The following is a 14,903-nucleotide window of genomic DNA, read 5'->3' as shown; positions in this document are numbered from 1 at the left end:
CTCTTTTTTAATATGTTCTATATATACCTATAAGCTTACCAAGTATACTGCAATTATCAACTATAATTGGTTCCATCTCATCATTTTCTGGCTGCAATCGTATATGATCATTTTCTCTATAGAATGTTTTAAGTGTTGCTTCATTTTCTATTAAGGCAACAATCTTATCACCATTAGATGCAGTTTGAGTTCTTTCAATTATCGCAAAATCTCCATCAAGTATACCTGCTTTAATCATACTACTACCACTTATTTTAAGCATAAATAAATCATTATTATGCTTAACGTAATCTAATGGTAGTGGAAAAGAATCCTCGATATTTTCATTAGCTAGTATAGGAAGTCCAGCAGTTACTCTTCCGATAATTGGTACATTGATCATTTCTTTCTTAACAACAGAATCAACTATTTCTAATGCTCTAGGTTTTGTAGGATCTCTTTTTATTAATCCTTCTTTTTCAAGATGCTTTAAATGTCCATGAACCGAAGATGTTGACTTAAGTCCAACAGCCTTACATATTTCCCTAACAGTCGGTGGATATCCTTTTTCGCTTGTAAAATCTTTTAAAAATTCATATATCAATAATTGCTTATCATTTAACTCGCTCATCTTTTAACACCTCACTTTAGTAATTGTATTATAACATACTGTAAATTTAATATCAAACGAATGTTCTATAAAATAACTATTGAAATTTATACAATACTTTGATAGAATATAAAAGTTAATTAAGTTGAGGTGATATTATGAGCAACAATAAATATACTGAAGATGATTACTGTGATTTAATTCCTGGTGGAAAGATATGTGATAACTGTGGTAAATGCTTAGAAGAAGCAGGTGTTGATATTAGAGCTATAAAAATTGAAGATATATCTAAAAATGTTGAAGAAAATAAATTTATCGAAGAAGAACTTAAAAAAGCAATGGATACAGCTCTTGATTTACATATAGAATCAAATGAAGCAGAATATTCTGTAGATTTAGAAAATTATCTTGAAGATGATTATGTAGATGCTTTTGAAAACATTGTGTATCTTGATGATATAGGGTTAGATGAAGAAGAATCATTAGAAGATTCAACTATCGAATTATATCCAGGATTAAGAACAGTTTCTTTAAAAAATAAAAAATAAGATAAATAATAAAAAACTATATTACATTAAGTGATATAGTTTTTTATTATTTACAAATTAGAAAGAGGATTAGAATTTACAGCATCTCTTAATTGCTCCTCATCAACATGAGTGTAAATTTGCGTTGTAGATATACTTTCATGTCCTAATATGTTTTGTAAACTCCTTATATCAACATTACCATGCTTATACATAAGTGTTGCTGCTGTATGTCTTAACTTATGAGGAGTATACTTAGCGTTGGTAAATCCAGCATTTGAAATATGCTTTTTAACTAATATTTCGACAGTTCTCTTATTAATAGGTGTATTTCTAGCTGATAAAAATAAGTAATTCTTATTTTTAGATATTGCTTTAGAATCATCTCTGACAGATAAATATTGCTCTAAAGCTTTAATACATACCGAATTAAGGTAAATAGTCCTTTCTTTATTTCCTTTGCCGATTATAGTTAAAGTGTCGCTTTTAATCTTGTTAATTTCAATGCTACATAATTCAGAAACTCTTAAGCCACAGTTAAGAAAGAAAACCAAAATACAGTAATCTCTTTCATAATTTTTATTAGACTTATCTAATGAATCAAGAAGTTCGATACTTTGATCTAATGTTAAATAAATAGGGTGCCTTTCATTGATCTTCGGCGATTCCAACTCAGCTGCAGCATTAAATTGAATAACCTTAGCTTTATTGTGAAGATAATTATAAAATGACTTTAAAGTTGCTACTTTTCTAGCTCTTGCATAATTACTATTGTTTCTTTGTTTTTCAGCATAAGATAAGAATGCATACATATCAGTTAACTTAATTGATTTTATAAAATCACTATTGATATCATCAATTGGTATATCTATAAATTGAATATTATCATCTAATTGATACCCTTTATAAACCTTTATAAACTTAAAAAAGACAGATAAATCTGTTTTATAAGCGTTTATAGTATTGATTGATTTACCTTTGATTGTTTCTAAATAATTTAAAAAATCCTTTACTAGCATAGGTAGATTCTCTTTTTCTTCAATTTCTATACCAAATTTATTAATTCGAGGTACATCTGATACATTGGCACACAACAATTCAATATCTATATTTTTTTTATTAACAGTACTTTTATTAGTAACTTTATGAGCTTTAGCTATAGACCTATTAAGGCCTAATTCTTTAAGCCATTTTTGAATGCTTCTTACTCCAATTTTATAAATTTCAGATAATTGCTTAGTGGTTAAATGATGCTTTTCAGTAAGGATATATAAATCCTTTATGATTGGTTCGTAACTACGAGAAGACTCTAAATTATTGAAATTAGCATATACTTGTTTTAATTTACTTTCATCTCGCTTATTTAATGTAACATTTAATAGTTTGTTTACTTCACTAGTATATGAAAAGTTAGAATAATTATTATTTGAAGTTCGTTTTAATGTCAATTGTATACCTCCATTATAAGCTATAAAACCTCTATTTTATTATATCATAGAGGTTTTTATAATTCAATAATACGAATTTCGCTAAATAGGTATTTAGCGAAATATATAAATTAATAAAAATTATTAATTTATATTATGTATTTATGAAAAATATACACATAACTTTTAATTTAAAATATATTTTTAAATTATTGAAAATTATATTTTTACTAATTAACATAAAAGCTAGAAATATTTTTTTTATCAGAATTGAAATCCCTTTATAAGTAAAATAAGTACTAAAAATACTTAATTATAATAAAATTATATTAATATATATAAATAACATATATAACTTATATTAGTTTAATTAATAAAAATAGCTAAAGATGAATTCTTTTATAATCTTTAGCTATTTTTATTAAACCTTTTTAATTTTTACAATTAAATCACTCATAATCAATTCAGATTTCGAAAAACCTTTTCTGAAAGATCTAATTTGTTTATATTTAACATTATCCATCTCAAAGTCAAGGACATCTATACGATCACCAGTATATTTTATTGGGTCTTTTTTACTTTTTAAATAAACGCTAATTTCCATAATATTTATCTCCTTGTAAGTACTTAAATTTATTATATAAAATTTTAAATAGAAAAACTATAGATAAATTTAATTATCTATAGTCTCAAATAAATTATTTTAAAATCCCAAATGGCTTACCAAGTGGTAATATAACTCTTTTTAAGTGACTATTTAACACGTTACCTGCACATCCGTAGAATGATAAGATAGCTATTATTAATTCTGACCATGCAGCTATCCCGTGAGTTAATTCTGTAGCTATACCAAATGAGCTTAATGATAATCCTAAGAATAAGAAATCTATACATACAAAGATTAAGAATAATACTTTGTTAGTTTCTAAAGCACCTACTGTCATAAATAATGTAAAAATTAAGTACCCTAAGAATGCAACACCTAATTGAGTTGTATCAACTGAAGCAGCTAATTTTTCTCCAAATACTCCATTTTGGATCATCCAAGAGAATCCCATTGCATACCAGAAAAATGCGTATGCTCCAAATGCTGTAGCTCCAAATACATTATTATGTTTGAAATCATTAATACATGCAACTAATTGCGCTGATGCTCCTAAAAATATAGCCCATGGTAAAACTAAAGATACTCCTGAAGTTAATCCTAACTTTTGTGAAGAAGCAACTAAAGTTATTATTGCTAAACCAAATAATCCCAATGCAGATGGATCAGCAACAAGGACTTTTACATTTCTTTCATTTGTGTTTTCCATTATATTTCCCCCTGTTGTATAAATAAAATCGACTATCCTAGATTAACAGAACATTAAGTTTTAGTCAATATTAATTTTTAAAACTTTAATCTTCTTATATTTATATCAGTAGACAAATTGTTAAAACTATACATAATTAGAATTTCATTATAATCCTTATCTTTCATAAAATTTCTTATAGATTCTTTAAAATATCTCAAATCTATGATATCAATAATTTCATAATTATATGATAAAAATTGAATAAATGAATTAGCATAAGAATCCTTAAAAATCAATATACTACTACCTTTTCTTTCTTCCGAAATATTTTCATTAATTACTTTAGTTAATCCATTATTGCCCCAAAGAAAAGCTGAATATTTATCACTTCCTTTAAATTTATCTAAATCCATTAATGAAAGCTTTTCTTTGCCATCTATTTCAATATGCAAACCTAAAATGTTATAATATGTAATAAAATCACTATCTGCCTTGAAATATTTACTTCTATTATAATATGTTCCCAAGAAATTATTTATTGTTATTTTTTCTAAGTTATTTATATCAACAATTTCTAAACCTAAATAATCCATATATGTTAAATAAGCTAAATAAGCCCCATAAGATGTCCAATGATGATCTGTCTTATAATATATATAATCATCTTTATTTTTTAATAATTCTTCAGCAACATTTATGGTGTTTATATGATCGTTACTTTTCAAAGAAAGATAGCTATTGATAGAATTAATTAATGATAATTGATCAACTAGTGGCAAATATCGTGGTGTTAATTCATCATATATAGCATAGGAATTAGGAATAATAAAAAAATCCACTTCTTTATTATAGTTATTAGTAAACGTTATAATAGAATTAAGATTGTTTTCCAGCATCTCATCATTAAAAGTGGTAAATTTTTTAAATAAATAATTTTCCTTACCAAAAATTATATCATTATTTTCTCTTTTTCCTAATAGATATTCTATTCTTGACTTTAAATCAATCCAATTATCCCTTAAAAAGAATTGATCATTAATATACTTTTCATAATCAGATGAAAAGCTAGTATCAATATATGATTTAAGTGATAAAATAGGCATTTGAGATAATTTTCTGTTTTCAAGTTCCGAAAATTCATTTGGAGAATTAATAATATCTATCACCGTAAAAAGAATTACTAAGATGCTAAATACAAAGAATGTTGGGTATTTTTTCAAAATATTTTTCTTCATATGTATCACCTAAAATCTAAAATATAAAAATGGATTATAACTAGAATCTACTAAATATGCCACTGATAAAATAAATATTGATATCAAAAATAGTGTACTGACATACTTATTTATTTTCAATCTATTCCAGATAGATGTAACCACTGGTGTACTGCATAATACTCCAATAACAATTATAATTATATAATTTTGTAAATAATAAATCCATTCTGTATTGTATTTAAACAGAAAAAGTTGTTTTAAAAATACTTTTAATAAATTTAAGTCTGTTATAGCAAATATTGCCCAACCGATTAAAAGCATAAATATTGTATAAGCGTGTGTTAAAAACTTATAGTTATTAAGATATTTATTTAAAATTAATTTCTCTAATGAAATTAATAAAAAGAAGTACAATCCCCATAAAATAAAGTTAAATTCCGCACCATGCCATAATCCTGTTAAAAACCACACTATTAATAAATTTAAAAATGAACGCTTTGCCCCTTTTCTATTTCCTCCAAGAGGTATGTATAGATAATCTTTAAACCAAGATCCTAAAGTTATATGCCACCTTCTCCAAAATTCAGAAACACTTTTAGATATGTAAGGATAATTGAAGTTTTTAGGGAATACAAATCCCAAACATTTTCCAAGTCCTATAGCCATTGTGGAGTAACCACTAAAATCATAGTAAATTTGCAATGAAAAAGCTAATAAGCTAAGCCATGTCATAGGTGTAGAAATATTGGAAAAACCAATATTTTGTGCTTCTTCCCAAAGCATTCCCAAATTATTAGCTAGTAACACTTTTTTTCCTAAACCTACAATAAAATCTTCAACACCCTCTTCTACTAATGACCAATTATTTCTTCTATTAACCAACTTTTCTTTTATATCAGTATATTTGACTATAGGACCTGCAATTAATTGTGGAAACATTGTTACAAAAGTAGCAAAATTAACAATATTCTTTTCAGGTCTTATTCTACCTCTATAAACATCTATGGTGTAAGATAGTGTTTGAAATGTATAGAAACTTATTCCTAGGGGCAATGTCATTGAACTAAGTGGTATATTACTTTTAAAAATATTATTTATATTATCTGCTATAAAATTATAGTATTTAAATACAAATAATATCCCTATATTAAAAATAATTGATGTACTTAAGAGAATTTTTTGTTTTTTCTTATTCTCTTTTTCTTTCCATATTCTTTGTGATATACAATAGTCTACTAAAATTGAGGCAATCATTAATATGATGTATTTTGGTTCTCCCCATGAATAAAATAGTAGACTGAAAATCAATAAGCATAAGTTCTTATATTTCATAGGAAGTATAAAATAGAAAAGAAAGAAAATAGGCATAAATCTAAATAAAAAAATTAAACTACTAAAAACCATTTTTTCTCCTTATATAAAAGTTAGATTACAAGTATAGCAATCTAACTTTTTATAAATTATTTTTTCTTATACTCTTCAATTCTCTTAGATAAGCCTTCTAAATACTCTACTCTTTCATATTTATAAAGAAGTTCTTCTTCTAGTGCTTCCTTTTCATTTGTAAGTTCATTTAAAAGGCCGTAATTTGATGGGTTTTCTTCCATTTGTTTATCTATATTTGATATTTTCTCTTCTAAGTCATCAATATCATTATATATAGTTTCAAACTCCTTTTGTTCTTTAAATGAAAATTTAGGATTATCTTCCTTAGTTTTTACATATTCTTTTTTAATAGTTGCTTTTTTATTGTTAGTATCTTTTCCATTTATTAATTCTATTTCTTTATGAATTAAATAATCACTGTAATTACCATTGTATATTTTTATAGTACCTTTACCTTCAAAAGAGAATATCTTATTACAAGTTCTATCAAGGAAGTATCTATCATGGGATACAACTATGACTATTCCTGTAAATTCATCAATAAAATCTTCTAATATCTTTAATGTCTCAATATCTAAATCATTTGTAGGCTCATCTAGTATTAAAACATTTGGTGCTTCCATTAATATTCTCAGTAAATGAAGTCTACGTCTTTCTCCACCTGAAAGTTTATTGATAGTTGTATATTGAAGTATACCGTCAAATAAGAATCTTTCCGCCAGTTGTGAAGCTGTTATCACAGTGCCATCTTCTGTTGGAATTGTTTCTCCTCCTTCTTTTATATAATCAATGGCTCTCATGTTTAAATCCATATGAGAATCATCTTGTGCAAAGGTGCATATCTTCACTGTATCTCCAATTTCAATACTTCCTGAATCTACTTTTACACTATCATTAATTAAATTAGTAAGAGTTGTTTTCCCCATACCGTTATCACCAATAATACCAATTCTATCGCTTTTTAAGAATATATAAGAGAAATCTTTTAATAATACCTTTTCATTATATCTTTTTGATATATTATATAATTCTATTGTTTTCTTTCCTAATCTTCTTCCTACAAAAGGCATATCTATATTTTCCGGAGCAGCAATATATTCTTGATTTACTAATTCATCAAAACGTTGAAGTCTTGCTTTTTGTTTAGTTGTTCTAGCTTTAGCCCCTCTTCTTACCCATTTTAATTCTTTAAGGATAAGTTTTTGTCTCTTTTCCTCCATTGCTGCTTCAAGCTCAAGCCTTTCTGCTTTCTTTTCTAGGAAATAGCTATAGTTTCCATCATATGAATATAACTTTCCTCTATCTAGTTCAATAGTTCTATTTGCAACTCTATCTAAGAAATATCTATCATGAGTAATCATCATTAATGCGCCTTTTCTGGCATTTAAATAATCTTCTAACCATTCTATAGAGGAAGAATCTAAATGATTAGTAGGTTCATCTAATATTAATAAATTACAAGGACTTATTAAAGCAGATGCTAGAAACACTCTTTTTTTCTGTCCACCAGATAAAGTAGACATTTTAACATTGTAGTTATTTATTCCAAGCTTAGTTAAGATTGTTTTTGCTTCACTTTCCAAATTCCATAAATTCAGATTATCTATCTTTGATTGTAATGCTATTAGTTTATTGTTAAGCTCTTCAGAAAACTCACGGTTATTAATAGTTTCTAGTAATAGCTCATATTCCTTTAAAAGTTTCATTTCGATATTATCACCATGGAAAACTTGCTCAAGTACTGTAGTTTCATCTTTATATTCTGTATTTTGGGATAAATATTCTATTCTTAAATCTTTACTTTTAGTAACTTCACCACTGAAGAATTCATCTTTTCCTGCCACTATCTTTAAAAGCGTAGACTTCCCTGCTCCATTTAAACCAATTAAGCCTATCTTATCGCCTTCATTTATATTTAAAGTAACATTATCCAATAGTATTTTTTCACTATACGATTTACTTATCTTATCTAATGTAATTAAATTCATAATGAACTCCTTTATTTATATTATTAAACATCTTATTTTAACATAAATCATTCATAAAAATCAAAAAAGCCCTTCATTAAAATAAATTTAATGAAGGGTATATTTATTACACATTTGGTATTATCTTTTTCATATATGGTTTTATAAATTTTACAAATGGAATTCCTAAGATAGTTACTACTACAAACTCTCCTAGTGCTACTTGGAAAATTGTAAGTATTAATGGTAAAGCGTAAAGATAGCTTAACATCCATCCTACTATTAATCCATTTATTATAGTTGGCCATAAAGATGCTATAATTAAAGCACTCTTACTATTTCTTATAATCTTTGGTGTGTAATAAACAGCAACTACGCTTATAAATGTAGCAATAGTTCCAAAGATTATATCCATCATTCCATTAGGGCCTAGCATATTTGCAATAAAGCATCCTAAGGTCAATCCACCAATATAAAGAGGATCAAATAAAGCAAGTAGCACTAATACTTCTGAAATTCTAAATTGATAGCTTCCAAAAGATAACGGTGCTATAACTAGTGTAGTAACTGCATAAAGTGCTGCTATAGCAGCTGTTATTACTATTCTTTTAGTTTTATTCATTTTTAAGTCTCTCCTAATAATAATATTAGAACCTTCTAAGAAAATAGACAAGTAAAAAGGTACCTATATATAAATATAGGTACCATAATAACCTTGATAAGTCTATTATAAACACCTAGTTTTATTTAACGACAGGAGGTTCACGAACTGTCCAGGTAATTATTATACATAAAATTATCAAAAAAATCAATATCTATAATATTCTATTGAGAAAAGAGCGTATCCTTATGGTTTCACTATTACGCTTATACCACCAGTCACGACTCCATATAAATAAAATATCCTTAGAATTAGCTAGAAGGTATAATATTTCTTTTAGGCTATTTTCATTAAACTCACTTATACTATCAAAATATATAGGGACAAAATTATTAGGATTTTCCTTGGTGAAAACTATATATCTTAATGTATAATTGTCGTAATGGAAATTACACATTATTTTATATCCCCATGATTTTAATAAAGATAATATTTCACTTTCATAATTAATTCCTGTAGTAATAGTATTGTTTAATTCAATCATTACATCTTCATTAAAAAGTTCATTTAAATAATTTTCCAAAGGCAAATTATTATTTAAAATTTTATTAGTAAATTTAACAGCTTTAATTAATATATTGAAATAATCTTCCACCGATGAATATTCACTAATATACTGATTGTTTTTCTCAATGTTATTTATAAGCATATAATAGTAATATTTATTAATAAAACTTAATAGTTGTTCACCTTCATTAATTGATTTAGTATTTGTATAAATAAAGTCTAAAAGATGTAATACTTCTTCATCTAAAGATGTAACTCTATTTATAATACTTATATAGTTGCGATACTTCATTAATTTATTACATATTTTTTTTAAATATAGGTTAAATTCATCCTCGTTCAATATATATTTTGATAGCGACTTATATTCTTCTTCAATTAGCACTGGTTTTAAAAATTTAAATGATTTGATATAAATATTTAAACAATCAATATTTTCTTTAAACTGCTTAAATATTTCTCGTTCATAAGCATAATATTTATTAAATGCTTCATTTTTCTTATCTCTATAAATAAGACCTTTAATCCAATAACTTATATTATTATTAGTATACTTTGTTATCAAATGTCCATTGTGATTGAAATTAATACGTTTAACTTCATTTTCTAACTCTTCTTCTGATAATGACTTATTATAAATATCAGAATTTATAAAATCTTCACTATAGATATTGCTATATATAGGTGGTAATAAAGCAAAGCTATTATTTAATAGTGCACTTAACTTATTAATAGCTATATTTAACTCTTCTATTTTTACATTCTTTCTTAAAGATGAGAAGATTTTATTATCTTTAAATTTCATATACTTAAAATATATTGTTAATAGGTTTTCATTAAGTATATATTGAGATAACTTAAGTATATTCTCATGATTACTCCATTGAAATATCAAACTTTTATTCATAGTAGTAAAAAATCTATATTCATTATCTTTATAGTTTATATTTTGCTCTGTTAATTTATATAATTGTATTAATGAATAACTACATGGATCAACTTGTGAAAATGAATTATATACTTTGATTATCTTTTTACCTTTAGCTTTAATTTCTCTAATAAGTATATCTACTTTTTCCTTTGATACATTCAAATTCTTATTGCTATCATCTAAATTAATTATGTCCTTCATCATATAAATTTCGACCTCTCTATTAATTATAGGTTCCATATATTTTATGATTTGGATATAAATAAGATTACATAGTAGAAAAGTTTTTGCTAGCTTAGTTTTTTTATATAAATAAATTAGGACAGATTAAAAAATCTATCCTAATTTATTGTATTATTAATTTTTATTAAACATTTATATCTGATTTTATATCAATATATTCTTTATATTTTTCAAGATATGGGTTTATATATTCATTAATGAATTCCACAACTTGACTTGATGCTCTTCCAACAAAATCTGTAGGATTTATTATTACCTCTATTTCTTCTCTTGATAGATTGAATGTTGAATCATTTACAATTCTTTCAATTAAATCATTCTCTAAACCTTCGCCTTTGACTCTTTGAGCTGCAGCCATTGAATGTATTCTAACTCTTTCGTGCAGTTCTTGTCTATCTCCACCTTTTTTTACAGAAGCCATCATAATATTTTCTGTAGCCATAAATGGAAGTTCATTCATTACATGAGATGCTATTACCTTATCATATACTACCATATTTTCAGCAATATTTATATATAAATTTAAAACACCATCTAAAGCTAAGAATCCTTCTGCAACAGAAAGTCTCTTATTAGCAGAATCATCTAAAGTTCTTTCAAACCATTGTGTTCCAGCCGTTATTGCAGGATTTAATGAATTTACTATTACGTACCTTGCTAATGCACTTATTCTTTCACTTCTCATTGGATTTCTTTTATATGCCATAGCCGAAGATCCAATTTGATTTTTTTCAAAAGGTTCTTCAACTTCTTTTAAGTTTTGAAGAAGTCTTAAATCATTACTAAATTTATAAGCGCTCTGAGCCACTTCTGATAATGTATTTAAAACTATTGAGTCTAATTTTCGAGGATAAGTTTGACCTGTTACTCCATAGCTTCTATTAAAGCCCATTTTTTTAGCAATTAGTCTGTCTAATTCTTTTACTTTTTCTTCATCACCGTCAAATAATGCCATAAAGCTTGCTTGTGTTCCAGTTGTTCCTTTTACCCCTCTTAGTTTTAAAGTTGAAATTAAGAACTCTATATTTTCTAAATCCATCACAAGATCTTGCATATATAAAGTCGCTCTCTTACCTACTGTAGTTAATTGAGCAGGTTGGAAATGAGTAAATCCTAAAGTAGGCATATCCTTATATTTTAAAGCAAATTTAGATAAGTGTGATAAAACTGCTATTATTTTTTCTTTAACTATTTCTAATGCCTCTTTCATTAGTATAATATCTGTATTATCACCTACATAACAGCTTGTAGCCCCTAGATGAATTATACCCTTAGCTTTAGGACATTGTAATCCATATGCATATACATGACTCATTACATCATGTCTTACTTCTTTTTCTTTTTTTATTGCATCATCATAATTAATATTATATATATTATCTTTTAATTCATTAATTTGTTCATCAGTTATATCTAACCCTAATTCTTTTTCAGCTTCAGCTAATGCTACCCATAGCTTTCTCCAAGTAGAAAATTTCATATCTTCTGAGAATATGTAACTCATTTCTTTAGATGCATATCTTGAATTTAGTGGTGTACTGTATAAATCTCTCATATTAATACCTCCGAATAAAAAGTAATTAAGTTATTTTTTCATTCGTATTATATCATACTTTATTAAAATTTTACATGTTTTTTTCAAAAAATAAAAAAAGTGCACAAATGCACTTTTTTTTATTATTCTTCAATGCTTTCGATTAATTTAGCAATTTCTTCGCAAGCTAAAGCTTCATCATCACCATTAGCGCTTACAGTTATTGCTGCACCTTTAGTTACTCCTAAAGATAAAACTCCGATTAAGCTTTTAACATTAGCTTTTTTTCCATTAAATTCAATACTTACATCTGATTTGAAAGCTGAAGCTTTCTTTACTAATAAAGTCGCTGGTCTTGCGTGTAAACCAGTTCCATTGTTAACTACTACTTCTTTAGATACCATCTAACACACCTCTTTACTTAATTTTATATACCTAACTACTACATTATATAACGAGAAAAAAATAATTTCAAGTATTATGTATATCTTTTAGAAAAAAAGCACTATTTTTTATATTTATACTATGAATTTCTTGGAATATGAAAAAAGGGGATGTCGCACTAAAAATTTTATATACAATATATTGTTTTAATAATTAAAAATCAACATAATATATTGTATTATTTATTCTTAATGCCACATCCCCTTTAAGTTTTTAATATATGTTATCTAGGCTGGACTATTAACTTTATAGCGGTTCTTTCTTGTCCGTCTATTTCAATGTCAGTAAAAGCAGGAACACATACTATATCTCTTCCGCTTGGTGCTACAAATCCCCTAGCAATTGCGATGGCTTTAACAGCTTGATTAATTGCACCAGCACCTACAGCTTGAATTTCAACTATATTTTTTTCTTTGATTATTGCAGCTAAAGCACCTGCAACTGAATTTGGGTTTGATTTTGTTGATACTTTTAATACTTCCATTCAAATTCCTCCTAAATCGTTTACATAAATATTAATATTATAATACTTCTTACACTTATATATATTCTATTAAAAGTGATAATATCCTCTTTATTTTATAAAAAAATACATTTTGTTAAAACAAAATGTATTTTTTTTATTTATTATTTAGCAAAATCAACTGCTCTAGTTTCTCTAATTACGTTAATTTTAATTTGCCCTGGATATTCTAATTGTTCTTCAATACTCTTAGCTAAATTACGTGCTAACTCAATTGAACTAGCATCATCTAATACTTCCGGTTTAACCATAATTCTTATTTCTCTTCCAGCTTGAATAGCATATGACTTTTCTACACCCTCATAAGAATTTGCGATTTCTTCTAACTTTTCTAAACGCTTAATATAAGTTTCTACAGTTTCTCTTCTTGCACCAGGTCTTGCAGCCGATATTGCATCTGCAGCCTGAACTAATATTGCTTCCATTGAAAGCATTTCCACATCGCCATGATGTGCTGCAATAGCATTAACTACTAATGGAGATTCATGATATTTCTTAGCTAAATCTCCTCCTATTAATGCATGAGGACCTTCTTGTTCTTGATCAACAGCTTTACCTATATCATGAAGTAAACCTGCTCTTTTTGCTAAATTAACATCAAGCCCTAATTCTGAAGCCATTAATGCAGCTAAATAAGCAACTTCGATAGAATGTTTTAAAACATTTTGTCCGTAACTAGTACGATACTTTAATCTACCTAATAGTTTAGTTATTTCTGGGTGTAAACCATGTACACCAGTCTCTAATGTTGCTTGTTCACCTTCTTCTTTAATGTCATTTTCAACATCCTTTTGAGCTCTTTCAACCATTTCTTCAATTCTAGCAGGATGTATTCTGCCATCAACTATTAATTTTTCCAGTGCTATTCTAGCAACCTCTCTTCTAATTGGATCAAAACTTGATAATATAACAGCTTCTGGAGTATCATCAATAATTAAATCTACCCCTGTTAATGTTTCTATTGTTCTTATATTTCGCCCTTCTCTACCAATAATTCTACCCTTCATTTCATCATTTGGTAACGGTACAACATGTACAGTAGATTCTGAAACATGATCTGCAGCACAACGTTGAATAGCTGTAGTGATTATCTCTCTAGCTTTCTTATCAGCTTCGTCTTTTGCTTTAGATTCAATTTCTTTTATCATTAGTGCAGCTTCATGAGATACTTCTCTTTTAACTTCAGCTAATAATATTTCTCTAGCTTCTTCAGAAGATAGATTAGCTACTTTTTCTAATTCTTCTCTTCTTTTTTTGCACAATTCTTGCACATTTAAATCCATTTCATCTATTTCACGCAGTCTTTTATTGATAGTTTCCTCTTTTTTCTCCAAAAGGTCACTTTTTTTATCAAGAGTTTCTTCTCTTTGAATAACTCTTCTTTCAAGTCTTTGAACTTCATTTCTTCTCTCACGAGATTCTTTATCAAAATCACTTCTAAGTCTGTGAACTTCTTCTTTTGCCTCTAAAATAGATTCTTTTTTAGTAGCTTCCGCTTCTCGTGTCGCTTTTTTAAGTAACTCTTCTGCTTCATTCTCTAAAATACTGACTCTTTTTTTTGTGGCTGTTTGTATCAGCTTATAAATTATGAAACTTATAATTGCTAACACAATAATATTACATAATATTATTAGTAATATATTCATTCCAAC

At 26.6% G+C, this 14,903-nt stretch carries 14 protein-coding genes; 1 reads left to right on the top strand and 13 read right to left on the bottom strand.

Going from position 1 to position 14,903, the window contains the following annotated elements:
• Positions 1 to 7: 7 nt before the first annotated feature.
• Positions 8 to 610, bottom strand: coding sequence for a transcriptional repressor LexA (gene lexA, locus H8R92_RS09880; protein ID WP_186835346.1), 603 nt, complete (start codon positions 608 to 610; stop codon positions 8 to 10).
• Positions 611 to 747: 137 nt separating this feature from the next.
• Between lexA and H8R92_RS09875 the strand changes: the two genes are divergently transcribed.
• Complete coding sequence (locus tag H8R92_RS09875; RefSeq protein WP_022212483.1) at positions 748 to 1,137, top strand: hypothetical protein; 390 nt, start codon at positions 748 to 750, stop codon at positions 1,135 to 1,137.
• 50 nt (positions 1,138 to 1,187) lie between these two features.
• Here H8R92_RS09875 and H8R92_RS09870 read toward each other — a convergent pair whose 3' ends face one another.
• The 12 genes from H8R92_RS09870 to rny form a co-directional block, all read right to left on the bottom strand.
• A complete protein-coding gene (locus H8R92_RS09870; RefSeq protein WP_186835377.1) occupies positions 1,188 to 2,135 on the bottom strand; it encodes a tyrosine recombinase XerC in 948 nt (315 codons plus the stop codon).
• 829 nt (positions 2,136 to 2,964) lie between these two features.
• Positions 2,965 to 3,147, bottom strand: a complete 183-nt coding sequence (locus H8R92_RS09865) for a hypothetical protein (protein ID WP_186835345.1) — start codon at positions 3,145 to 3,147, stop codon at positions 2,965 to 2,967.
• 94 nt (positions 3,148 to 3,241) lie between these two features.
• Complete coding sequence (locus tag H8R92_RS09860) at positions 3,242 to 3,856, bottom strand: acetate uptake transporter (protein ID WP_186835344.1); 615 nt, start codon at positions 3,854 to 3,856, stop codon at positions 3,242 to 3,244.
• 77 nt (positions 3,857 to 3,933) lie between these two features.
• Complete coding sequence (locus tag H8R92_RS09855) at positions 3,934 to 5,073, bottom strand: DHHW family protein (protein ID WP_186835343.1); 1,140 nt, start codon at positions 5,071 to 5,073, stop codon at positions 3,934 to 3,936.
• A 9-nt stretch (positions 5,074 to 5,082) separates the two neighbouring features.
• Positions 5,083 to 6,459: an MBOAT family O-acyltransferase gene (locus H8R92_RS09850; protein ID WP_186835342.1), complete on the bottom strand. Its 1,377-nt coding sequence runs from the start codon at positions 6,457 to 6,459 to the stop codon at positions 5,083 to 5,085.
• A 56-nt stretch (positions 6,460 to 6,515) separates the two neighbouring features.
• The gene (locus H8R92_RS09845) at positions 6,516 to 8,429 is read right to left on the bottom strand and encodes an ABC-F family ATP-binding cassette domain-containing protein (RefSeq protein WP_186835341.1); all 1,914 of its coding nucleotides are present in this window, start codon (positions 8,427 to 8,429) and stop codon (positions 6,516 to 6,518) included.
• Between the two features lie 106 nt (positions 8,430 to 8,535).
• On the bottom strand, positions 8,536 to 9,030 hold the full coding sequence (locus H8R92_RS09840) for a QueT transporter family protein (protein ID WP_022212490.1): 495 nt from the start codon (positions 9,028 to 9,030) through the stop codon (positions 8,536 to 8,538).
• A 193-nt stretch (positions 9,031 to 9,223) separates the two neighbouring features.
• A complete protein-coding gene (locus H8R92_RS09835) occupies positions 9,224 to 10,711 on the bottom strand; it encodes a hypothetical protein (RefSeq protein WP_186835340.1) in 1,488 nt (495 codons plus the stop codon).
• A 163-nt stretch (positions 10,712 to 10,874) separates the two neighbouring features.
• Entirely contained in the window at positions 10,875 to 12,305 is a 1,431-nt protein-coding gene (gene purB, locus H8R92_RS09830) for an adenylosuccinate lyase (protein ID WP_022212492.1), read from the bottom strand.
• 122 nt (positions 12,306 to 12,427) lie between these two features.
• On the bottom strand, positions 12,428 to 12,688 hold the full coding sequence (locus H8R92_RS09825; protein WP_022212493.1) for an HPr family phosphocarrier protein: 261 nt from the start codon (positions 12,686 to 12,688) through the stop codon (positions 12,428 to 12,430).
• Between the two features lie 263 nt (positions 12,689 to 12,951).
• Positions 12,952 to 13,212 (bottom strand): stage V sporulation protein S, encoded by a 261-nt coding sequence (locus tag H8R92_RS09820; RefSeq protein WP_022168832.1) that lies wholly within the window; start codon positions 13,210 to 13,212, stop codon positions 12,952 to 12,954.
• Between the two features lie 143 nt (positions 13,213 to 13,355).
• Positions 13,356 to 14,897, bottom strand: coding sequence for a ribonuclease Y (rny, locus tag H8R92_RS09815; RefSeq protein WP_186835339.1), 1,542 nt, complete (start codon positions 14,895 to 14,897; stop codon positions 13,356 to 13,358).
• Between the last annotated feature and the right edge of the window lie 6 nt (positions 14,898 to 14,903).

Origin of the sequence: Clostridium lentum, from assembly GCF_014287815.1 — a bacterium.
Classification (GTDB): domain Bacteria; phylum Bacillota; class Clostridia; order Clostridiales; family Clostridiaceae; genus Clostridium; species Clostridium lentum.
This window is presented reverse-complemented; position numbering and strand designations above follow the sequence as displayed.